This is a genomic window from Chryseobacterium indologenes (assembly GCF_018362995.1).
In the GTDB taxonomy this organism is placed as follows: domain Bacteria; phylum Bacteroidota; class Bacteroidia; order Flavobacteriales; family Weeksellaceae; genus Chryseobacterium; species Chryseobacterium indologenes_G.
Map to the genome: position 1 here is coordinate 4,802,440 of NZ_CP074372.1, position 24,752 is coordinate 4,827,191.

Annotated in this window: 10 protein-coding genes and 1 pseudogene; 5 read left to right on the forward strand and 6 right to left on the reverse strand. The window is 37.2% G+C overall.

What is annotated here, in order from left to right:
* Positions 1–279: 279 nt before the first annotated feature.
* Both DYR29_RS21880 and DYR29_RS21885 read right to left on the reverse strand, forming a co-directional pair.
* Positions 280–1,516, reverse strand: a pseudogene (locus tag DYR29_RS21880) (IS3 family transposase).
* A 91-nt stretch (positions 1,517–1,607) separates the two neighbouring features.
* Complete coding sequence (locus DYR29_RS21885; RefSeq protein WP_213278522.1) at positions 1,608–2,837, reverse strand: aminotransferase class I/II-fold pyridoxal phosphate-dependent enzyme; 1,230 nt, start codon at positions 2,835–2,837, stop codon at positions 1,608–1,610.
* A gap of 157 nt (positions 2,838–2,994) precedes the next feature.
* Between DYR29_RS21885 and DYR29_RS21890 the strand changes: the two genes are divergently transcribed.
* Entirely contained in the window at positions 2,995–3,453 is a 459-nt protein-coding gene (locus DYR29_RS21890) for an Lrp/AsnC family transcriptional regulator (protein ID WP_047423663.1), read from the forward strand.
* A gap of 24 nt (positions 3,454–3,477) precedes the next feature.
* Here the strand turns inward: DYR29_RS21890 and DYR29_RS21895 are convergent, their stop codons facing one another.
* The 4 genes from DYR29_RS21895 to DYR29_RS21910 all read right to left on the reverse strand — a co-directional run bounded on the left by DYR29_RS21895 (position 3,478) and on the right by DYR29_RS21910 (position 10,308).
* Positions 3,478–4,563, reverse strand: a complete 1,086-nt coding sequence (locus DYR29_RS21895; RefSeq protein WP_213278523.1) for a serine hydrolase domain-containing protein — start codon at positions 4,561–4,563, stop codon at positions 3,478–3,480.
* A 220-nt stretch (positions 4,564–4,783) separates the two neighbouring features.
* Positions 4,784–5,812: a bestrophin family protein gene (locus DYR29_RS21900; protein WP_213278524.1), complete on the reverse strand. Its 1,029-nt coding sequence runs from the start codon at positions 5,810–5,812 to the stop codon at positions 4,784–4,786.
* A gap of 206 nt (positions 5,813–6,018) precedes the next feature.
* Positions 6,019–8,091, reverse strand: coding sequence for an alpha-ketoacid dehydrogenase subunit alpha/beta (locus DYR29_RS21905; protein WP_213278525.1), 2,073 nt, complete (start codon positions 8,089–8,091; stop codon positions 6,019–6,021).
* 75 nt (positions 8,092–8,166) lie between these two features.
* A complete protein-coding gene (locus tag DYR29_RS21910) occupies positions 8,167–10,308 on the reverse strand; it encodes a S8 family peptidase (RefSeq protein ID WP_213278526.1) in 2,142 nt (713 codons plus the stop codon).
* Between the two features lie 263 nt (positions 10,309–10,571).
* Here DYR29_RS21910 and dnaE point away from each other — a divergent pair, with 263 nt between their 5' ends.
* The 4 genes from dnaE (at position 10,572) to DYR29_RS21930 (ending at position 24,556) form a co-directional block, all read left to right on the forward strand.
* Positions 10,572–15,239, forward strand: coding sequence for a DNA polymerase III subunit alpha (gene dnaE / locus DYR29_RS21915; RefSeq protein WP_213278527.1), 4,668 nt, complete (start codon positions 10,572–10,574; stop codon positions 15,237–15,239).
* 335 nt (positions 15,240–15,574) lie between these two features.
* Positions 15,575–19,120, forward strand: a complete 3,546-nt coding sequence (locus DYR29_RS21920; RefSeq protein ID WP_213278528.1) for a T9SS type A sorting domain-containing protein — start codon at positions 15,575–15,577, stop codon at positions 19,118–19,120.
* A gap of 127 nt (positions 19,121–19,247) precedes the next feature.
* Complete coding sequence (locus DYR29_RS21925) at positions 19,248–22,061, forward strand: T9SS type A sorting domain-containing protein (RefSeq protein WP_213278529.1); 2,814 nt, start codon at positions 19,248–19,250, stop codon at positions 22,059–22,061.
* A gap of 170 nt (positions 22,062–22,231) precedes the next feature.
* Positions 22,232–24,556, forward strand: coding sequence for a fibronectin type III domain-containing protein (locus tag DYR29_RS21930; protein WP_213278530.1), 2,325 nt, complete (start codon positions 22,232–22,234; stop codon positions 24,554–24,556).
* Positions 24,557–24,752 lie beyond the last annotated feature (196 nt).

Below are 24,752 nucleotides of genomic sequence, written 5' to 3' on the forward strand. Positions count from 1 at the left end.
ATGGTATAAATTAAAACGGAAAATAATAAAACACAACGTTTGTCATTCCGCAGGAATCGAACTCCTTATTTATCATTAATTTATTATCCAAATTTAAAAAAATATCAACCTAGATTCCTACGGAATGACAGACTGGATGGATAATTTAAGCGAATAATTTGTATTGAGTCTGGGGGAATAGGGTACATATATACATTCCGCTTTTCATTCCGTAGGAATCTAGACAGAACTCTTGTGATTTAAACTAAATGAGTCGTCCTAAAATAGGTTGACATAAAATTAGACAATATTTAATCCGGAGAAGTATTTATTTTCTTCGGATTTTTTATGCACTTTATCTGGCGTTTGCATATTAAGACTTAAATGTGGTCTTTTAGTATTGTAGATATTAATACTTTCTTTTATCAAGGAGTTTAAGTCTTGTATATTCTTTGTTTTACAAAACAGGAATTCCTGCTTTAATATTCCATTAATTCTCTCAGCCAATGCATTTTGATAGCAATCATAACCATCAGTCATAGAAGGTTTTATTCTATTTTTATTAAGCATGTTTTGGTAATAGCCAGAACAGTACTGCAGTCCTCTATCTGAATGATGAATCAAAGGAGTATTTGAAACTCTATTTTTCACTGCCATTTTTAAAGCTTTGGCTACATTCTCAGTATTCATATTTGAGCTTAATGAATATCCCATGATTTTTCTGCTGTAAGCATCTGTTACTAAAGACAAATAGCAGGTAGATTCCCTTGTTTTAATATAAGTTATATCGCTTACAAAAACCTGTTCTGCTTTTGCGATCTTTAATTCTTTCAATAAATTAGGATGTTTTCTAAGCCAATGTTTTGAAAAGTTGTCTTAACATACTTTTTTTGAGCACGCACAAGCATATTCTCTCTTTTTAGATAAGCAAATAAAGCATCTCTGCCTATTTTGATTCCTTCATTTTTGAACCCTTCTTTAAGTAGGTAATAAAGCTTTCTGGTTCCAAGTCTGGGCATTTCCATTCGTACTTTTTGTACGAGTATCTTTATTTTTAGTAATTCTTTTTCACGGGTTAAGCTCCTCTGCTTATTTTGATAAACTGCCTGACGGCTTATCCCAAACAATCTGCACAGCCTGGATATGCTTATTCCTTCTCTGTGGAGTCTGAAGATTGTTGGGAGGAAAACTTTTTTCTGATTTGGGTGCCATACTGCTTATCTGACATATCAATCATGGTATTAAGAACCTTAGTTTTTAGCTTTTCATCAGCTAATTCTTTTTCCAAACGCTTAATTTTTTGAGCCGGAGTTTCTTTAGAGTTATGCATAATATGGAATTTAGGTTTACTCCAATCTAAGTTACCATATCTTCGCAACCAAACCAAAACTGTACTTCTGTCTTGGATACCATATTCTTTTTGGGCTTGTTTATAAGTGTAATCACCGTTTTCTACCTGAGAAACAACTCGTAATTTAAAGCCTATACTGTAATCTCTTTGAGTATGTTTTTCCTTTTTTAATTCTTGAGCTTTCATAATATAAGTTGATTAAGTGTCAACTTATTTCAGGACGGGACAAAAAATAAAAAAAAGGCTGTTTCAATTGAAACAGCCTTTTTACAATAAATTAGGATATGGAAATGTTTTCATGGTGGTTAAGAACGCCTACTTTCAGCATACACTCCTTCATTTTATGGTAAGTTCTTTTGATGTCGTGGTCAAGACCGATGGAGAATCTGATCAATCCGTCAGAAATCCCTATAGATGCTCGTTCTTCCTCTGGAATTTCAGATGAAGTAGATTTCCCTGAGCATGAGAATAAGGTTTTATAGAACCCTAAACTTACTGCCAGATAGCCAAGATTTTCTGCCTGCATCAGTTCCATCAGTTCATTTGCTTTTTCTGTTGTACCTGCATCCAGAGTCAGTAATCCTCCGTAGCCGTATTCTTCATGAATCATGCTTTTCATTAACTCATGGTTTTTGTGCGATGGTAATCCGGGATAAGATACCTTTAAACCATCTGCCTCAAATCTTTCAGCAAGATACATGGCATTGTGGCTGTGTTGTTTTATTCTGATGTGTAATGTTCTCAGGTTTTTTAAAATACTTGAAGATCTTAAGCTGTCCATGGTAGGTCCAAGAAGCATACATGCTCCGGAATTTACATTTTTAGTATCATCAATAAATGCCTGTGTTGCACAGTATACACCTCCTACCGTATCACTGCTTCCATTGATGAATTTCGTTAAACTGTGGATCACAACATCTGCCCCGAATAAAGTCGGAGAGATTGAAAGAGGAGAGAAGGTATTATCTACAATCAGTTTCAGATTGTGTTTTTTACAGATTTCTGAAAGTTTTCTAAGGTCTGCCACTTCAAGAAGCGGATTGCTCACGCTTTCACAGTAGATTACTTTAGTATTGGGAGTGATAGCATTTTCTATAGACTCAAAATTGTTGATATCAACAAAGCTGGTTGCAACATTAAACTGAGGCATAAAGTTTTTAAGAAAAGCATACGTTCCTCCGTAGATGGTTCTGCTTGAAATAATATGGTCACCACTTTTGCACACCTGCATCAAAACCGAAGTGATAGCTCCCATTCCGGATGCTGTAACGTTGGCAGATTCCGTGTTTTCCAACTTGGCAAGAGCCTGTGCCAGATAAAGATTCATCGGGGATGAATGTCTGGAATACAGATAACATCCTTCTGCATTTCCTTCGAAAGTATCAAACATAGTCTTTGCAGAAAGGAATGTATAAGTAGAACTGTCCGAAATAGAAGGATTCACTCCTCCGAATTCCCCAAAATACTGAAGATCCTGGATCTCGTTGGCTGCGTTAAAGTTTTCCATAAATATTGTTTTTATTTTATTGTTCCAATTTGCATTAATTTGCTAATTATTACAACATAAATTTGAATTTATAGAAAATAAAACTGTAAAATATTGTTTATTTAGAAAAATTATTTAGTATCTTCGATATTGTTAAACTTTTACCAAAAAAATATCTATGGAACTTGACGAAACTGATAAGAAACTGTTACTTTTTTTGCAGGATGACTGTAAGCAAACCACCAAAGAGCTCTCCGGTAAGCTTGGATTGTCTGTTACCGCAGTTTATGAGCGTGTGAAAAAGCTTGAAAATGCGGGCGTCATATCAAAATATGTAGCTTTGTTGGACAAGAGTAAAGTTAAGAAAAATTTTATCGTTCTGTGTCATGTAAAATTAAGCCAGCATAAAAAAGAATTTGTTCTGCAATTTGAAAAAGAAGTGATGGATTTACAGGAAGTTACCGAATGCTTTCATGTGAGCGGAGATTACGATTATATCCTTAAAATAGGAGTAAAAGACATTGAAGACTACCGTAATTTTATGCTGACAAAGCTTACGACGCTGCAGCACATCGCAAGCACACACAGCTCATTTATGATTTCTGAGGTTAAAAATACAACGGCGATTGTATTGTAGATTATTAAAAATTTTTCTGCTTAGCTATTGGTTTTCTTTCGTTATTTTATCAATAAAATAATGAAGTCTTTTGATGTCTGCTCTTCCTTTGTTTTTATCATTTAAAAAGCAGGTCGTTACAATAACCATTTTTAAATCCGGGATGACACAGATGAGCTGACCACCATAGCCGGTTGCTACGAAAGCCTGATGTCCGTTGGTTTTTCTTCGCCACCAATAATAGCCATATCCGTTGGCATTAGGCATTACGTCCCAGGAATCAAGTTTTACCTGTTCTGAGGTAGACTCCTGAATCCATTTCTGAGATACGATCTGTCTGCCTCCAAGTTTTCCGTTGTTGAGAATCATAGAACCAAATTTCAACATATCTTCAGGTTTCATAAACATTTCCGAACCTCCAATATTTCTGTTCATGGAATCTGTATCCCATCGGGGTACATTTACCTTTAGCGGTTTAAAGAGGTTCTCTGTTGCAAATTGTTTCAGGTTGGTCTTTACAATTTTTGCCAATGCTGCGCCGAAAAGATGGGTTTCCCCGCTGTTATAGTTGAATACGGTTCCTGGATATTCTTCAAAAGGCAGATCCAGCACAAACTTTACAGGATCACCGGAAAAAAGCATGGCCGTTGAAAGTTTTGAATTTTCAGTCCAGTCGAAACCGCCCTGCATGGTCAGGAGATTTTTTAAAGTTAAAGTATTTCTTATTGAATCATGAGCCACCTTTCCTTCAATATTGGAAATGTTTTTAAAACTGCTTCTTGAAACATTGTATTCCGGAAGAATTTTCAAGACCGGAGTATTGAGATTAGGAAGCAGGTTTTTATCTTTTGCTATCCCTGCCAGAACAGAGACGATACTTTTGGTAACAGACTTTATACTGAAGACTGTTTCTTTATTCGCTCCGTGAAAATACTGCTCATAAATTACCTTATCATTTTCAGAAACAATAAAAGACCCCAGAGACGGAATGCTGTCATTGATTTCTTTGGTAAATTGGTCTGTAAACTCTTTGGGTAATTCTTTGTTGAAGGCCGCCTGTGCTTTCAATTCAGAACAGAATAGGGTAAGACACAGTATTGTCAAAATCTGCAGTATTTGCTTTGATCTCATTGTTTAAAAAAGAAGGGATACATTATTAGTTGATGAAAAAATATACGTTAAAATCTGTCCGAAACAGAATCGTAATTCAATTTTGGACAGATTTTAGCTGATGTTTTCAATTCCTCTAAATTATGAAAAACAATGAAGGTTTAAATATGTTTTAAAGAATGTTTTTTAATTTTTTTGAATGATTTTCAGGATGTGAAATAGTCCACTTTTAAGAAAGAAATTAAACCAACACTCCATTTTTAGAAGAGATAGGATCCGGAAGATCGGTTTCTCCGCTCATCTGAAGAAGGTCAATTTCAATGGTTCTGCAGATGGAAAGCATGGGAACGTCAAACATCAATCCTGCAAAAGGATTTTCAGAATAATCTCCCACCAGTTCCATAATAATGTAGATCCATCCGATAATGATACAGAACGGAATAGAAGTCCATATTCCCCAATCACCCAGTTTTGCAAACTCATTTACTAATCCCAATGGGAGAAGCATGATAAACAAAATGTTGAAAACAAAGGCTGTACTTGCAAACTGCCTTGGAGAAGGAAATTTTTTGATTCTTTCGGCCTGTCCCTGAAAATTATAGAATTCATTCAGGCTGTTTTGCAGCTGAGTCTGGTTGAATTCTGTAATTGCACCCATGTTTTTAAGCTCATTGATGTCTTTTGCCTGCTGAGATACCAGGTATGTGGCGAAGTTTTTGTAATCATCTTTAAGTTCATATTCTTCCTCCGAAAGGTATTTATGGAGGAAAATAGGAGCTCTTCCGTAATCCGGGAATCCGGCTTTGATTAGTCTGTTTCTTCTCAGGTTGATATTACCGAATTTCTTTTCTGTACTGATATGTTCCCATTCTGTAGGTACCAAAAGCTGTTCACGGAAAGTATATAACCATGCAATATGCCGGAAGACGATTCTTTTTTTACGGTCTTCAAGATCAAAAACGCCTATTCCTTCATTTTTGGTATCAAAAGCATAAACCATGGAAGCAAATGAACGGCTTGAATTCACAATACCACCCCAGATTTTTCTGGCTTCCCAAAGTCTGTCATAAGCCTGATTGTTTTTAAAACCAACAAGAAATGCCTCTGCTGTACCAATCAGTGCCACAGGAACCCAGGGAATTGTCATCCAGTGCCAGTTGAAGAAATAAAAGAAAACAGCAATCAATGTACACCAGATAGAGATTAAAACGAGATGTATACCTGCTAGATTGAGAACCTGTTTATAATTGACGTATTTGGTTGTGATCATAAAGATAGATGTGTTTTGCGTGTAGAGACAAAATAAATACCAAACTGTGATGGGTTTTATTTGTAATGCCTGTCAGGTAATGGATAATCGGGTTTTCTTGATTTGTAATAGTCTAAGATTGAGATTGATAACCTTAAATAAATGTAGTGAAAAAATTGCATAAAAAAACCTCTAAAAATTTTTAGAGGTTTTAATTTTATATAAAATTAATATTTCAGCATTTCTTCGATCTTACTGCTGAGCTTTTCAGCATTAGGAAGCATTTCTTTTTCCAGTATCAGGTTAATTGGGACAGCTGGAACATCCAGTGATCCCATGGTTTCTACTGGTGCATCAAGATATTTGAAGCAGTTTTTAGAGATACGGTGGGCAAAAGCTTCTGCAAAAGAGTTGTTAAGCTGTTCTTCAGTGAGAACGATACATTTTCCGTGAGCCTTTACTCTTTCAAAAACAAGTTCTTCATCCAGAGGAATTAATGTTCTTAAGTCAATCACTTCAACTCTTCCATTGAAATTCTTAACGGCTTCTTTAGCCCAGTAAACTCCCATTCCATAAGTAACCACTAATAAGGTTCTGCCTTTTTCAGTTTCCTCCTTATCAGCTTCGATGATTACTTTACCTTTTCCAAACGGAAGAACATAATCTTCAGCCGGTTCTATCGTTTTAGCATCTTCGGTTCCCGGAACTTTACTCCAGTATAATCCTTTATGTTCAAGCATTACCACCGGGTTCGGATCGTAATAAGCGGCTTTTAATAGACCTTTAAAATCTGCTGCATTACTTGGATATGCTATTTTGATTCCTTTAATATTGGCTAAAATACTTTCAACACTTCCACTGTGGTAAGGACCGCCGCCGCCATATGCCCCGATAGGAACGCGGATGATGTTGCTTACAGGGAATTTTCCGCCACTCAAATAATTGGATTTTGAAATCTCCGTGATTAGCTGGTTGATTCCCGGATAAATATAATCCGCAAACTGAACTTCGACAATTGGTTTTAAGCCCACAGCACTCATTCCCGCTGTAGATCCAATGATATAAGCTTCCTGAATGGCTGTATTGAAAACTCTTTTACTTCCGAATTTTTTTCCTAAAGTAACCGTTTCACGGAAAACCCCACCAATTCTTTCACCGACATCCTGCCCGTAAAGAAGAGCTTCAGGGTGTTTCCACATCAGTTCCTGAATAGCATGGATAGCAGCATCCACCATTACAATTTTTTCTCCGTTGGCTGGCTCACGTGTTCCTGCTTCCTCAGTAATAGGAGTGGGTGCAAAAACGTGCTGCATTACGGTTTCAGGCTTTGGATCTTCTGCATTTTTAGCTTTTTCAAAAGCTTCTTCTGCTTCAAGACGTGCCTTTTTCGTGATTTGCTTTAAAAGATCTTCGTCAATTCCTGTTTCCAGTAAATGTTTTCTAAGGATTTCTCCCGGATCTTTAGCTCTATGTTTAGTTAAATCTTCTTCGTCTCTATAGAATTCTCTTCTTACTCCGGAAGTATGGTGGCCGATCAAAACTGTTTTTGCACAAACAACTAAAGGTTTTCTTTCTGTTCTTACAAAATCTACGGCCTTCTTCATCGCTTCGAAACTTTCTATGAAATCTGTTCCGTCTACTCTCATTCTGCTTAATCCGGTGAATCCGGCAACAAAATCATAGGCATCACAGGTTCTTGCTTCGTCCTTCGTTACGGAAATTCCCCATTCATTATCCTGTACAAGGAAGATGATAGGAAGCTGATGTAAAGCTGCAAACTGTAAAGCCTCACTCACTTCACCTTCTGTAACAGAATTGTCTCCCAGGCTGCAGACCACAACAGGATTGTTTTCAAATTCCTGCAGATTGAAGTCCTGAATGTATTTGATTCCCTGTGCTACTCCTGTAGTAGGGATGGTTTGCATTCCGGTTGCAGAACTCTGATGAACAATCTTAGGTTTGTTTTCATCCCTGCTTGAAGGATGGGAATAATAAGATCTTCCTCCGGAAAAAGGATCATCAGCTTTAGCCAGTAATTGAAGCATTAACTGATAAGGTTCAAAACCAATTCCTAAAAGAATACTTTCGTCTCTATAGTAAGGAGAAACCCAGTCTTCTTTTTTTAACTGATATGCTGTTGCAAGCTGGATGGCTTCGTGACCTCTTGAAGTACTGTGAACGTATTTGCATACGTTTCTGTTTTCTTCATAAATATCAGCCATTGCCTTGGCCAGCATCATATGATTATACGCTTTGAGTAATATATCATGAGAAACTTTTTCGTGAAGTGCATTTTCCATAGGAAGCAAATATACATAAAAAAACAAAATACTAACAACTGTTAGTATTTTGTAAAAAATCTTTGTTTATATAGGTTATTCCTTGATCACTTTTTTAGAAATAACATCTTTGTCTGTTTTTACTTCAATGATGTATATCCCTTTTGTATAAGAAGATAAATCTATTGTTTCCTTCTCATTATTAATAGTACCGCTTTGTAATTTCTTACCGGTAAGGTCATATACATTGAATGTAGATTTTTTAGGAGCTTTTAGAATGTTTGTAAAATCTTTCGTTACCGTAGGAGCAATGGCAAGACTGTTAAGAGGGCTTGCAGCATCCTTAGTTCCTAATAACTCAGTAAATCCGGTTACTATGACAGAATAGTTTTGAGGGGCATTACCTCCTGTATTGTTTTTCAGTATACCTTTATTGGTAATTTCTATTTTATAGGTTCTTCCGGCAACCGGAGCATCAATTACAACCTGTTCCACATTATCTACAGTATTATCTCCTTTGGTAGCAGGAGTCATTGGGCTATTGGCATCCAGTTTCCATGGATAATAAACTGTGTTTGTAGTAGTATCTGTAATTTTCAGATCCAGATCATTGATTAATTTGGAGCCTCTGTTATTGTAAATATTACTCCATTGACTAGTAAAGTTGGTAAACTCAGGATCTACCCATGATATCGTAACTTTTAACGGCTCAGAGCCGGATGCTTTTACTGTTTTTACATTGGCAACTCCGCTGTTTAATGTTTCATCATTAAAGATAATGCTGTTGTTGGATTTCCCTACAAGAAGTTCAGCTCCTTTTTTTGCATCAATAAATCCCCAGCCAAATTGTGGGTCAGGGCCAATATTTCCTGCTTCTTTTGCTGAGTGTACCATTAAGGTTTTTGCTGATGCGGCATTTAATAAGCTTCCGGAAAACAGTTGTTTGTTAATCTGTGTCCAAAGTCCAACGATACCTGTTACTACAGGTGCAGAATAAGAAGTCCCATCTCCAACGGTGATCTTACTTCCTCCTGTGGCATTATTATCAGTCCATGCACTGGCAACTTCTGTTCCTACAGCAGTAATATCCGGTTTGATACCTCCATCATCTCTTGGTCCTGCACTACTATAAACAGAATGAATAACGTCAGAAGAATTGGTATATCTTCCGTCATTAGTTGTAATTCTATCCGCTGCTGCTACAACGATAATATTTTTCCCTAGAGAGCCAATTCCTATACAGTCATACCCTTGAGCGCAATTATTGGGAGGTAAAACATCGGTTGCTGTGAATTCAACTAAATTTCCAGAATTATCCCTATAATACTTTTTATAAGTACTTGTATCAGCACTAGGCCCTTCACCAAATGAGTTTCCGGCAGATTTTACAATGATGTAAAAAGGGTTGTTGTATACAATCTGATCATAATCACGGTCATTGGTATGATAAGTTCCCTGAGCATCAAATGTAGTATTGGGGCTTGAAAATGCTCCATTCCATACCCATGAAGGTTCATTATTAATCAGTTGAGGATCTGCCCATCCCTGATTGGTTCCATAGGAATGATTGGAAATATTGGGTTGAGCTGTTGTGATTTTTTGAAATACTGTTTTTTGGGTAGTTTCGCCGTCCAGAACAGAAGTTCCAAAAGCATAAGCATCTATAGTAGAGTTTGGTGCAATCCCTTTGAAATTAACCTGTCTTGTTGTACCATTTGTAAACGTTACAGTGTATGGGTAATCTTTTGCGCCTATAAAGCTGGAAACAGCTGTTGCGTGATCCCCATAGTTGACAGTGCTGCTTTCTTTGTTCGTTATTCTATTGGGTAAATTATTAAAGAAAACGTGACCAGCAAATACTCTTGCTACACCGGATGAGGTGCTTCCGTCGAAAATGGTGAACTTAATTCCTTCTCCATTAAAGGACCCTGTTAAACCTGTAATAGTTCCTCCCTGTAAAAAATCAGAATTGGAGTTTTTAATCTGGTCCATGTCATGAGCTTGAAAAAAATAGGGTCTGTTATCGGGTAAAAATCCTGCCAGATTGGTTCTTTGCTGCTCAATCTCTTTTAAAACTTCGGGAGTTTTGTTAGTGCCATATCGTTTAGATACATAAGAATCAAACCTATCATTGTTGTCTATTCTTTGACGCTCTAATTTTCTATTTAATTCTTCATTATTTTGCGCACTTGTCAATGTAACGATCAATGTGCTGATTAAAAGTAATTGTTTCTTCATTTTTGAGTAATAAATTGTAAAAATTATAGTTGATCAAATTTATAGCAAAAAACTGATAACTAGTTGGTTTTGGTAAATAATTCTAATTTTTTTAATAATATTTTAATATTTTATTTCATGCTTGTTTGAGTTGTTTATATTTTTAATAAAATGTATGAATTTTGTTATCGTGAATTATGGTTTATTCTTGATGTTTGGTATAAATTAATTGGAAAAAATGGAGTAACTTTACATTCTCTTTTATAAAAAAGTTAGAACATTATATGTATTTAATTTTTGACACAGAAACAACAGGTTTACCAAAAAATTTCAACGCTCCGCTTTCAGATTCGGAAAACTGGCCAAGAATGGTTCAGATTGCATGGCAGGTACATGATGATGACGGGAATTTGGTTGAAAACCAGGATTATATAATAAAACCTGAAGGGTATGATATTCCCTTCAACGCAGCCCGTATTCACGGAATTACTACAAAAATTGCCAATGAAGAAGGCCGCGACCTTGAAGAAGTTTTAAAAGAATTTGCTGAAGTTTTAGATAGAGTAAGAGTCGTTTCCGGACACAATGTAGAATTCGATTACAATATCGTAGGAGCGGAATTTTACAGAAAAAACCTTAAAGATAATCTGCAGGAAAAACCCAAAGCAGATACCATGATTTTGGGAACCGACTTCTGCCAGTTAGGCGGAGGTAGGGGTGGGAAATACAAGTCTCCAAAACTTGAAGAACTTTATGAAAAGCTTTATGGAAGCAAGTTTGATGAAGCCCATAATGCTGCTGCCGACGTAAATGCTACCGCAAGAGCTTTCTTTGAAATGATAAGAATTGGAGTGGTTCCCGCAGAAACATTAAAGATTTCTGAGGATCAGCTGGCGTATTTCAAGAGCCTTTATCCGGATCCGATAAAGCCTTTCAATATTGTTATCAGAAGGCAGGTTGCAGATTTTCATAATAAGAAAAAGCAGCAGGATTTCGGAAGTGTCGATGAAATTGATCTGGGCAAATATTTCAATTTTGACAATCACAGTGTTTTCTCAACGTTAATGGCGACTTCCAGCATTAATGATTTAATTAAAAAAGCTACGGATGACAATTTCCCTGCCGTTGGAATGGTGGATTTGGGAAATATGATGGGTGCTTTCAAATTTGTTTCGGCAATTGAAGGGGCAAATGCAGACCGTGCAAAAAAGCATAAAGAATATCTGGCGAAAAAGCAGGAAGCAGAGGAAAACGGAGAAGAATTTAATGAGGCTGAACCTGTATCAGAACCTTTAATTCCTGTTGTAGGTTGTGAATTTTATATTTCAGACCGTTACGAACAGAAACAGTTTACCAAAGATGATCCCGACAGAAGAACGCAAGTGGTTTTGCTGGCGAAAGATTTTGAAGGATATAAAAATTTAGCAAAACTTTCAAGTATCGGTTTTTTAAAAGGATTTTATTTTGGAGTTCCAAGGATCAGCAGGGAATTGATTGCTGAGTATAAAGAAGGTTTAATCGCCCTTACTTCCGGAATTCTGGGAGATATTCCGGATGCTATTTTAAATACCGGTGAGCAAAAAGGAGAGGAACTTTTCAAATGGTGGAAAGATACTTTTGAAGATGACTTTTATGTTCAGATTCAAAATCATAAACTGCCTGAAGAAGAGCACTTAAATGATGTTTTACTGCATTTTGCAGATAAATATAATGTTAAAATCTTAGCCCAGAACGAAACTTTTTATACCAATAAAGACGATTCTAATATTCAGGATATTGTAAGCTGTATCAAAGACGGGGAAAAATTGACAACTCCTGTCGGAAAAGGCTTTGGGAAGAGAAGAGGATTGGCTACCGGGGAATATTACATCAAAAATTCTGACGAAATAAAAGAAGCTTTTTTAGCTTATCCAGATGCTTTTGATGCTTATGAAGAATTCACTGCAAAATTTAAACCTTATACCTTAAAAAGGGACGTTTTACTTCCAAAATTCGATATTCCGGAAGAATTTATTCATTCCGAAGATGAGATTGATGGCGGGAAACGTGGTGAAATGGCCTATTTGAGACATTTAACATATGAAGGTGCGAAAAAAAGATATGTAGATACGGGGATCACAGACGAAATTAAAGAACGTCTGGATTTTGAGCTGGAAGTAGTTGCTAATACAGGATATCCAGGTTACTTCCTTATTGTACAGGATTTTTGTAACGAAGCAAGAAAAATGGGGGTTTGGGTTGGTCCGGGCCGTGGTTCTGCTGCAGGTTCTGCTGTAGCGTATTGTACAGGAATTACCAACGTAGATCCTATTAAATATGATTTGCTTTTTGAGAGATTTCTGAATCCGGAGAGGGTTTCCATGCCGGATATTGATATTGACTTTGATGATGAGGGACGTGATAAAATCATCAAATGGGTAGTTGAGAAATACGGTAAAAATCAGGTAGCACAGATTATTACCTATTCTGTTTTAGGAGGAAAATCTGCAATTAAAGATGCGGGAAGAGTATTGGATGTCCCGATTCCTGATACGAATAATATTGCAAAATTAATTCCGCCAAGCCCGGGGATGAACATTGCAAAAGCTTTATCTAAATATGATAAGCTAAAACCGGAAGAACAAATGCTTGTTGATGAAATGAGATATGTTCTGAATAGTCCGGATGATGCCCGTCATGACGTGCTTGCGAGTGCGAAAAAAATGGAAGGCTGTATCAGAAATACCGGTATTCATGCCTGCGGGGTGATTATTACTCCGGAAGATGTAAGTAATCTTGTGCCGGTAACCATCGCTGCAAAGGATGCGGATATTCTTGTTTCGCAGTTTGATAACTCCGTGGCGGAAAGTGCAGGTCTTCTGAAGATGGACTTCCTGGGGTTGAGAACTTTGACGATCATTAAGGATGCATTAAAGCTTGTAAAGGCAAGATATAATATAGATATTGATCCGGATCTTATTCCGCTTGATGATGCCAAAACATATCAGTTGTTTAAAGAAGGACGAACAGTAGGGATTTTCCAGTATGAAAGTCCCGGGATGCAAAAATACATGAGGGAGCTTAAACCAACGGTTTTTGCCGACCTTATTGCCATGAACGCCTTGTACCGTCCGGGTCCTATTAAATATATTCCAAACTTCATTAACAGAAAGCACGGAATTGAAGAGATCGTTTATGACTTACCGGAAACAGAAGAATATTTAAAAGAAACCTACGGGATTACCGTTTATCAGGAGCAGGTAATGCTTTTGTCCCAGAAATTGGCCAATTTTACTAAAGGTGAAGCCGATACTTTGAGAAAAGCGATGGGTAAAAAGCAGATTGATGTCCTTAATAAAATGTACCCGAAATTCATTGAAGGAGGCAGAAAGAACAACCTGAATGAAGAAAGGCTGGAAAAAATCTGGAATGACTGGAAGGCCTTTGCAGAATATGCCTTCAACAAATCTCACTCTACCTGTTATGCATTTATTGCTTACCAGACAGCTTATCTGAAAGCTAATTATCCTGCAGAGTACATGGCGAGCGTAATGAGTAATAACATTAACAATACGGATTCAATTACCATGTTCATGGAGGATTGTAAAAGTATGGGAGTGGATGTACTGGGACCGGATGTAAATGAATCTCAATATAAGTTCTCTGTAAACGAAAAAGGACAGATCCGTTTCGGCCTGGGAGCAATCAAAGGGATTGGGGAAGGTCCGAGTGAAGGAATTACACGGGAAAGAGCGAATGGAAGATTCAAAAATATTTATGATTTCTTTGAAAGAATTCTGCCTTCGCAGATGAATAAAAGGGTAGCGGAAAGTTTGGTTCTTGCGGGAGCTTTTGATGAATTGGATTCTTTCCACAGAGGTCAGTATTTTGATATTGATATGTCTGGAAGAACGAATCTCGAAAGGTTGATCAGATACGGACAAAGCTTCCAGGAAAGTAAAAATGAGATGGAACATTCTCTTTTTGCGGATTTTGCAGAAGAAGTTCAGATTGAGCAGCCGAAATTGGCACCCTGCCCGGAATGGCCAAATATGCATAAGCTTAATAAAGAGAAGGAAACCATCGGATTTTATCTCTCTGCGCATCCTTTGGATGAATTTAAATACCAATATCAGTTTATGCAGGGACAGCTTTCTAAAAAGTCTGTATTGGAAAAAGATGAGGAAAAAGTGGTCATAGATGAAGCGCCAATTCTGGAAAAAGACTCTACTGATGAGGTTGCAGATCTTATAGAAATTGTTTCTGATGACATCGTTGCCGGTGAAGAGGAAGAGATCATAGAAGAAGTTACAAAAAAAGCTGAACCGAAAGGAGTTTTTCATTTTTTGAATCTTGATGAAGTAGACGCTTATAAAGAACAGGCTTTTGCCAATAAACAGGAAGAGCTTTTTGAAGAAAAGAAAAAAGACTGGAAAACCCTGCAAAAAGAAAGAGAAAACGGTGGCGGTGGAAAAGAATATACTGTTGCCGGTCTGATCACAGAATATGTGGTGAAAGATGGTTTCAGAAGTGGTGAAAAAGTAGCTTTTGTTACCCTGGAGGATTATTCGGGATCTTATTCATTCAGATTGGGAGACCGGGATTATATGAGGCTGAAGGAAAAGCTGGAAGTTCAGAGGTTTGTTATTTTCAAAATAAAATTTGCTCAGGTGAAAGATGGAAGAGTCTTCGTAAATGTGAATGATGTGATAGAGCTTCAGGAAGCATTCGAACGATTTGCGAAGAGTATATCTTTGGTTATGGATGTTATGGATGTACGGGCTGAAGATCTTGACTTTTTCAGAACGGTTCTTGATAGAAACAAAGGAAATCAAAAGTTGAAATTCTTTATCAAAAATCTTGAAGATGATTCCCATATTGAAGTACAATCGATGAAACATTCGGTGGATTTGAATGGGGATTTGATTAAAGAAATTCAGCTTCTTAATAAATATGAGTTTTATTTAAACTAAAAAAATTTACAATAAGTGTAGAGAGTGGCCAAAAGTCACTCTTTTTTTTGTTTGTGTATTATAAGTTTTGATGAAAATTTATAAATAGTTTTTTATAATAAATAGAAAAATTTTCTACAGTCTATTTTAATGATATACTATGTTAATTGTTTGATTATTAGTATTTTATTTATTTTTCAACAAATTGCGAAATAAATATTTAAATTAAATAAACGTTTGATTTTATTTGATTTTGTAAGGGTAATTGGCTGTTTATTATTAAAATTTTATGATAATTTTTAATATTTAAAATAATATTTATACATTTATCGCCCTAACTTTTATTATTACTATTTATGAAGAAATTATTACTATTAAGTCTATTTTTAATAGCTTCCATTACCAATGCCCAGATAATGCTGGGAAGCGGGACTACCCAGGGCGGGTATGTTCCTATTGATGTCAACTACGGATACAACTACACGCAGCAGATTTTTACTAAAAGTGAAATTAACGCCAACGCTGCAGGTAATATTACCGGAATGAAGTTTTATTTACCGAATAATGCTGATATTACAAAATCAGTAGATTGGGTGGTATATGTAGGTCATACTACTAAAACATCTTTTTCCAGTACTACAGACTGGATTCCTGTATCTGGCCTGTCTCAGGTGTTTTCAGGAACAGTAAGTGCTTCCGGAGGTGAAGTGACTGTAAACTTTACCACACCTTTTGCTTATAACAATACGGATAACCTGGTTGTTGCTGTTGATGAGAATACTGCAGATTACACGGCAACTTCAAACAAATTTTATACTTTTACAGGGGCTTCCAATTCGACTTTGTATTATAGAAGTGATACAACCAATCCGGATCCGGCTTCACCACCAACAGGATCAAGAACAACAACGAAATCTGTTACAAATCTGCTAGGACTTACTCCGGGAATTCCGGCTTGTCCAGTTGTGTCTGCACCTGCGGCTGCGGCAACAGGCATTTCTGTATTGCCTACCATTAGCTGGGCTGTTGCAGGCTCTGCTACATCATATAAGATCAGCATTGGAACTACACCGGGAGCAACCAATGTGATGAACATGCAGGATGTAGGAAATGTAACTTCTTATACTTTAACGAATTCTTTGAGCTTCGATACTCAATATTATTATACAGTATATGCTGTCAACTCTACAGGAGTTTCTCCTGCATGTACAGAAAGATCTTTCACTACAATGGCTACTTTGGGATGTCCGTCTGTGAGTGCGCCTACAGCTGCTCAGGTTGGTTTACCTGTGTTAACTACTTTCTCATGGCCTGCAGTGAGTGGAGCGCTGGGATACAACCTAAGCATCGGGACATCTGCTGGTTCATCCAATGTTTTGAGTAATTTTAATATGGGTAATGTTACTACTTATACCCTTACTCCTGCACAGCAGCTGAACCCTACAACGCAGTATTATTATACTATTACAGCTTATAACGGCAGTGTTGTATCAACAGGATGTACTGAAAGAAATTTCACCACTACTATAGCGCCTCCGGCAAATGATAATTGTTCTGGTGCTGTAAATTTAACAGTAAATCCTTCTTTGACTTGTACTGCTACAACTCCTGGTAATACATTGGGAGCTACAGAATCTATGGCTGCAGGTACTTGTAGTGGAGCTCCAAATGATGATGTTTGGTATAAATTTACCGCAACAGCAGCAAGCCATGTTGTAGCGCTCTCTAATGTAACTTCTACAGGAACTACAACAGGGATTTCAGATATGTATTTCCAGGTATTGTCAGGAAGCTGTGGTACTATGACAAGTATGCTGTGTTCTGATCCTGATACGAATATCGTTACCGGTCTTACTCCAGGTCAGACTTATTATATCAGAGTATACACGTATTCATCTACTGTTACTGCTAATGCAAGTTTCAATATCTGTGTAAGTACACCACCGGCACCGCCAGCTAATGACGACTGTGCAAATGCAGTAAATATTACTATTAATCCTGATATGAGCTGTACTAGTATTACAGCAGGAACAACATTGGGAGGAACAAGTTCAGGAGTTGCTCTGGGTTCTTGTTCAGGAACAGCTGACGATGATGTTTGGTATAAATTTACTGCAACGTCAACAGGTCATACTTTCCAGCTTAAAAATATAGTTTCTGTAGGAAATGTTTCTACAACATCTTTGTATGCTCAGGTATTCAGTGGTGCTTGCGGAGCTTTGGTAAGTACTACATGTATCAGCTCAAATACAAACTTTACAAACTTAACAGGTCTTACTCCAGGTCAGACGTATTATGTAAGAGTATATACTTATGATTCTAATTCAGGGGCAAGTTTCTATGCAAACTCTTTTGATATCTGTATGGGAACACTTCCTGCAGCTCCTGCTAATGATGAGTGTTCTGCTGCTGTTTCTTTATCTGTGAGCCCAACTCTGACGTGTGCTTCACCGGTATCTGGAACAACTTTAAGTGCTACTAATTCAGGATTGGCAGTAAGCCCATGTACAGGAACTGCTGATGATGATGTTTGGTATAAATTTACAGCTACAGGTACAGATCATGTAGTATTGCTTTCAAACGTTACTGCGGTTGGAACTTCTACATCTACGAGTCTGTATACTCAGGTATTCAGTGGGGCTTGTGGTACTTTGACAAGTATTAAATGTGGTACTGCAGTGAATACACCACTTACAGGTCTTACTCCAGGTCAGACTTACTATGTGAGAGTGTATAACTCCAATACAAACGGTAGTACACTATATGCCAATAGCTTCAATATTTGTATTGGTACACCTCCGCCACCACCTGCAAATGACGATTGTGCAAATGCTGCATCTCTTTCTGTGAGCAGTACAGACGCTTTCCTGAATGCTGTGAATGGTTCTACCGTGAGTGCTACTCAGAGTTCAGGAGTTACAGCACCTACATGTAGTGCATCCGGTATCAATGATGATGTTTGGTATTCATTTACTGCAACTGGTGCTACACATCTTGTACATGTTTTATATACTGATAATGCAACAAGTACACAGATATATTCTGGAACATGTGGAGCTTTAACAGCGATGACTTGTTTTGACGGTGCTTATGGAAATTCAAGTGTATTATTACAAAACCTTGTAGCAGGACAAACATATTATGTTAGAGTATACTCTTCATCAAGTACTGTAACTACAACATCCAATTTCCAGATTGCTGTAACCACTCCTTCGCCTGTAACTAACGATACTTGTGATACGGCTATTGCTCTGGCTTGTAATGGAACGGCTCAGGGTGTTAATGCTCTTGCCGGGGATGAAACACTTCCTGCTTCAACTTGCGGTAGCTCTGGAAGTACGGCATCTTATAAAGGTGTTTGGTATACTGTAAAAGCTACTGAAAACGGTCCTATTACTATTGATGCTTGTGGTACACAATATGATGCTTACTTAAGAGTATATACAGGTTCTTGTGGTTCACTTACTTGTTTCAGCAACACTTCAGGTGTAGGATATGCTGATACTGGTTGTGCAAATACTCTTTATAATGCTCCTACATTAACATTTACTGGAGTTGCAGGGACTACTTATTATGTATTGCTTACAGGATATGCTTCAACCAGAATTGGTAATTATAGTATTTCCGTTACGCAAGGATGTTCAGGGCTTGCAACGGCTGAAGTTGAAAAGAAAAACAATGAAATTAAAGCTTACCCTAATCCATTTGTAGACGTTCTGAATATTTCAGATGCTTCTAAAGTAAAATCTGCTTCTGTAGTTGATGCTGCAGGAAGAGTAGTGAAAACTATTGACAATCCTTCTTCTACGCTTCATCTTGGAGATCTGAAACAAGGAATGTATTTAGTGGTACTGAATATGAAAGACGGATCTAAACAAACGATTAAAGCAATCAAAAGATAAAATGTATTAATTATATAACATGAAACGACAGCTAAACAGCTGTCGTTTTTTTATTTTTAATTTTTTTAAAAAGGTGTTTTAAATTTATTGTAAATTCGTAGATGTATTAATAACCAAAAACTTATACATGAAGAAAATCTTATTTGTATGCTTACTGATGTTAAGTATTGTATTAAGTGCTCAAATCAAATTAGGAGCAGGAAGTACAGACACGGGTAATGCTCCGGTCAACAGTGGTTTTGCCTTCTCTTATTCCCAGCAGATTTATACAAAACAAGAAATCAATGCTGATGCAGCAGGTAATATTACAGGGCTTAAATTTTACTTAACACCTTCTGCAAATCCCTCTTATTTATCAAATTGGGTGATTTATTTAGGACACACTACAAAAAACTCTTTAGATTATCAAATCGGGTGGATTCCTGTTGGGGAAATGACTCAGGTTTATTCAGGTACGGTTACTAATGTAAACGGAGTTGCAGAGGTGACATTTTCTACTCCTTTTCCATATGATAATGTAAGAAACTTAGTTGTTGCAGTAGATGAAAATGGATTTAATTCTAATTCAAATAATCCGTTTTTTGTATATAATACTATGGAGCAGGCTCTTTATACTGAAAGTAATACTGTTAATCCGGACCCTGCAAATCCTCCAATTGGCCATTTTCTACCTTATAAACCCGTGGTCAGCCTTATGGGGTTACTGCCCAATCTGTTACCGGATTGTCCAATAATCAGTTATCCTGCAAATAATGCTTCGAATGTACCGGTTGTGCCTAATTTTACATGGGCTGCTGTACAGGGAGCTACAAGTTATAAAGTTTCTGTCGGAACTACTGCGGGAGGAACAGATGTTGTTAATCAGCAATCGGTAATGACAACAAACTTTACTCCATCATCTCCACTTTTGGCAAGTACAGTTTATTATCTTAAAGTAACAGCAGTGGGGTCGGCAGGAGAGTCTTCCGGTTGTGTTAATCAGAAATTTACAACAGTGCAAGGTATACCCTCCAATGATGAGTGTATGAATGCTATAACTCTGCCTGTAAATCCAGATCTGAATTGTGTTGATTTTACTTCTGGAACTACTGTGATGTCAACTGTATCATCTCCTGCATCATCATGTGGTACCAGTACTGGTGACGTATGGTATAAGTTTACAGCTACTTCCGTTACTCATACAGTTAATTTAAAGAACGTAACCTCTGTGCCATTAGGAGGTGGTAATGTTTATTTTCAGGTTTTAAAAGGTGATTGTGGTAATTTGACAAGTATATTATGCTCCGGATCCGATTGTGGTTATGTGACAAGTGTATCATGTCCTGTTTCTGTTATTAATAACCTTACTGTAGGAGAGACTTATTATATTAAAGTCTTCAGCGGCTCAGGTTATTCATCTCATAAATTTGAAATATGTGTAGGGACAATGCCACCACCGCCAGCCAATGATAATTGTACCAATGCTATAAGTGTTCCTGTGAATTCTGGGATGGATTGTATCAATGTTACTTCCGGAACAACTTTATCATCAACGAAGTCTGCTGTATCTTGTGACAATTTCTCCAGATATGATGTGTGGTATAAATTTATAGCAACTGATACCAAGCATATCATTAAATTGATTAATAAAGTTGCTGTGGGAGAACCAAACTCTTTGGGAGGATTAAGTTTTAATGTGCTTGGTGGCAGTTGTGCTAATCCTGTATGTGTAGGAATAGGAGGGGCTGTTGGACTTGTTACTGGTTTTACGGTGGGAGAAACTTATTATCTCAGAGTATTTGATGTACAAGGAACACCACAATCGGGTTTCAATTTTGATTTATGTATTACAAAAGATTTGACACCGATTCCGGTAAATGATGAATGTACAAATGCTGTTTCTTTGACTGTTAATCCGGATTTGACCTGTGTTGGGGGACTTGAAGGAAGTACTTTGGGAGCAACAGTTTCAACGATGTTACCTGCAGCTTCCTGTGGTGGAACCGGGGTTCAGAATGATGTGTGGTTTAAATTTGTAGCAACAGGAGCCAGCCACAGAATTAGTTTTAAAAATATTATAGATGTTGGAGTGAGTGGTACACAGCAGGATATACGATTTGAGGTTTTCAAAGGTAGCTGTAGTGCTTTAACAAGTGTAAAATGTGGCGGAAGTGTTAATCGTTCTAGTTATATTAATAATGTTTCAGGGTTGGTTGCGGGTGAAACCTATTATATAAGGGCATACAGTACAGGTGTTGGTATTGCCGTTAAATTCAATATATGTGTAGGAACATTGCTGCCTCCTGTTAATGATGACTGTACTGGTGCTTTGACGGTTTCAAATTTTCCATATACTTATACACAGGTTGATGCTGAGCATACTACCAATAATAACGGATTTATAAATTCTTGTAGTTCTGCAATGAATGACGGGACATGGTTTACCTTCGTTGGTGATGGTTTTCTGCATAAGATTACAGTTTCAAGACCTTTAAATAGCACATTTAATTTTGGTATTGGTGCCTATAAAGGAAATTGTGGAAACTTAACGTGTGTAAAAAGAGTAGATTTTACTGGTTCAAGTCCGGTTATAATGGATTTGCCAACTATTGCAGGAAACGTATATTATATAAATATCGGAGATCGGGATTACTATACTGATACAGTGGAAGGGGTTTTTACCATTGCTATAGAAAAGGTAACCAGCCTTGGTACTCTTGAAGTTACTGATAAAAAAGAAACTATAGAAGTATACCCAAATCCATTTACAAGCGTACTGAATATTGCAAAACCACATGACGTAAAATCAGTTTCCATTCTGGATTCTTCCGGAAGATTGATGAAAACTATTGACAATCCTTCTTCTACGCTTCATCTTGGAGATCTGAAACAAGGAATGTATTTAGTGGTACTGAATATGAAAGACGGATCTAAACAAACGATTAAAGCAATTAAGAAATAAATAGTTTCTTAAAAATAGAAAAAGAGGCTGCTCAATTTGAGTGGCCTCTCTTTTTACCAGTGGAATTATCTTTTATAAAAGGAAAAGTTTAATTCATTGTGATATAATTAAAAAAATATTTTTTTTATTGTTGATTTTCACTAGATTTGAGTAACTAAACTGTTTTTTATATGAGAAATTTTTTACTTGTTGGTTTATTAATGACCGGCTTTTTATCCTCTGCACAGACTTACTGTACGCCTGCGTTTGCAAGCGGTTGTAGTGGAGGAGATGTGATAGATTCCTTTGCAATTCCGGGTGCCGGATTTGATCATCCTAATACAGGTTGCTCTACTGATGCATATGGAGATTACACTTCCATGACAATCAACCTTAGTGCAGGTTTGAGTTATGATTTTAGTGTTAAACATGATTACAGTGATCAGAATGTACGTATTTGGATAGATTTTAACAACGACGGTACTTTTGATGATGCAGCTCCGGAACTTGTAGCGTCTGCAAGCAGTGCTCTTGTAGGGTCAAACAATATTACTTCAGGGCTTATCACAATTCCTTCTACTGTTACTCCGGGTACTTACAGAATGAGAGTAGGAGACCGGTTCTCCAGTGACCCTATTCCATGTAATACAGATGGGTATGGAGAAGCTCATGATTATACGGTTGTAATTGGTGCAGTTCCGACTTGTTTTGCACCATCTGCTTTAACGGTATCTGCAGTAACTGCAAATTCAGCTCAGGTTGGATGGACAGCTCCGACTTCTGCTCCAGGCAGCGGTTATGAATATTACTATTCAACTTCCAGTACATATCCTGCAGCTGCTACTGTGGCTTCCGGAACCAGTACATCTTTAACGGCTAGCTTATCTACACTTGCTCCGGCTACTGTTTATCACGTGTGGGTACGTTCTGTTTGCAGTACTTCCAATAAGAGTGCATGGTCTCAAATGGCAACATTTATGACATCCTGCGTTTCTGTAGGAGTACCATATGCATTGAATTTCGAAAGCATAACTCCACCTGATCTTCCAAGTTGTACCTCGGTAGTAAATGACGGTTCAGGAAATATGTGGGAGACAGGTGATTTAGATGCTCAAGGATTTACGGGAAATGTTCTTGAATATTCATATGACTATGCCAATAATGCTGATACCTGGTTTTTCACTAACGGAATAAATCTTACCGCGGGAGTTACCTACAGAATTAAATATAAATATGCAAATGCAGAAGGATTTGTATATGCTGAAAAATTAAAAGTAGCTTACGGAACTTCAGCTACAAGTGCAGCAATGACCAATACGCTGGCAGACCACCCGAATGTAGTTACCAGTGCAGCAACCAGTACTTTTGTGAATTTCACACCAGCTGCCACAGGGGTTTATTATTTTGGATTCCAGGCATATTCTGATGCTAATATGAATAAGCTGTACGTGGATGATATTAATATAGATGTAGCACCAGTTTGTAGTGAGCCTAATGCGCTAGTAATGTCAAATATTACTGCCGGAGGAGCTACAGTTTCATGGACAGCTGCCACTCCTGTACCGGCAAGCGGTTATGATATTTATTACAGCACGACCAATACAGCACCTACAGCTACAACTACACCTAATTTTACAGGAGTTACAGCAACTACTTATAATATTCCAGGTTTAGCTGCTTCCACTGTTTATCATGTATGGGTGAGATCTGCGTGTAGTGCAGCCAGCAAAAGTATATGGAGTGATCCTGTTACATTTACGACATTGTGCTCAAGTGCGAACCTTCCTTATGCTGTAGATTTTGAAAATGTTACTGTTCCTGCGCTTCCAGGCTGTACAATGAATGTTAATGCGGGATCTGGGAATAATTGGGAAACAGTTGATCCGCCTTCTGACAGCCAAGGATTTACTACCAATGTATTAAGATATCATTATAATTCTTCCAATTCTGCCAATGCATGGTTCTTTACCCAGGGATTGAACCTGACAGCAGGAACACAATATACTATTAGCTATAAGTACGGGAATAACTCATCTACTTATGCTGAAAAGCTAAAAGTAGCTTACGGAACTTCACCGGCTGCATCTGCAATGACTAATTCAGTGGCAGATTATCCGTCAATCAATGATGAAATGGCTCATACAGAATCTATAACATTTACAGTTGCTGCAACTGGAGTGTATTACTTTGGATTTAATGCCTATTCAGATGCAGACCAATATAACCTGTATGTAGATGATATAAGCATTAATAATGCAAATCTGGCAACATCTGAAGTTTCTGCAGCGAAAAACAGTATCAAGGTATATCCTAATCCATTTACGGATGTGCTGAACATTTCTGATGTGAAAAACGTGAAAAATGTATCCGTAACAGATGTTACAGGAAGATTAGTGAAAACTATTGCAAACCCTGAATCTACAATACACTTAAGAGACTTGATGCAGGGCGTTTACTTGGTAACGTTAGAAATGAAAGACGGATCTAAACAAACCATCAAAGCTATTAAAAAATAATTTATCATTTAAATAGAAAGAAAGAGACGGGTCCTTAGTGATCCGTCTTTTTTATGAAGAATATATTTGACTTTTAAAATGAATAGATCAAAAAAGATGAGCGAAATATTTCACTCATCTTTTTATTTTGTCATTTGACTGTTATATAATATAAATTGTCAGGAATTATCCATTGCCAATTGCTCATTACGTATTA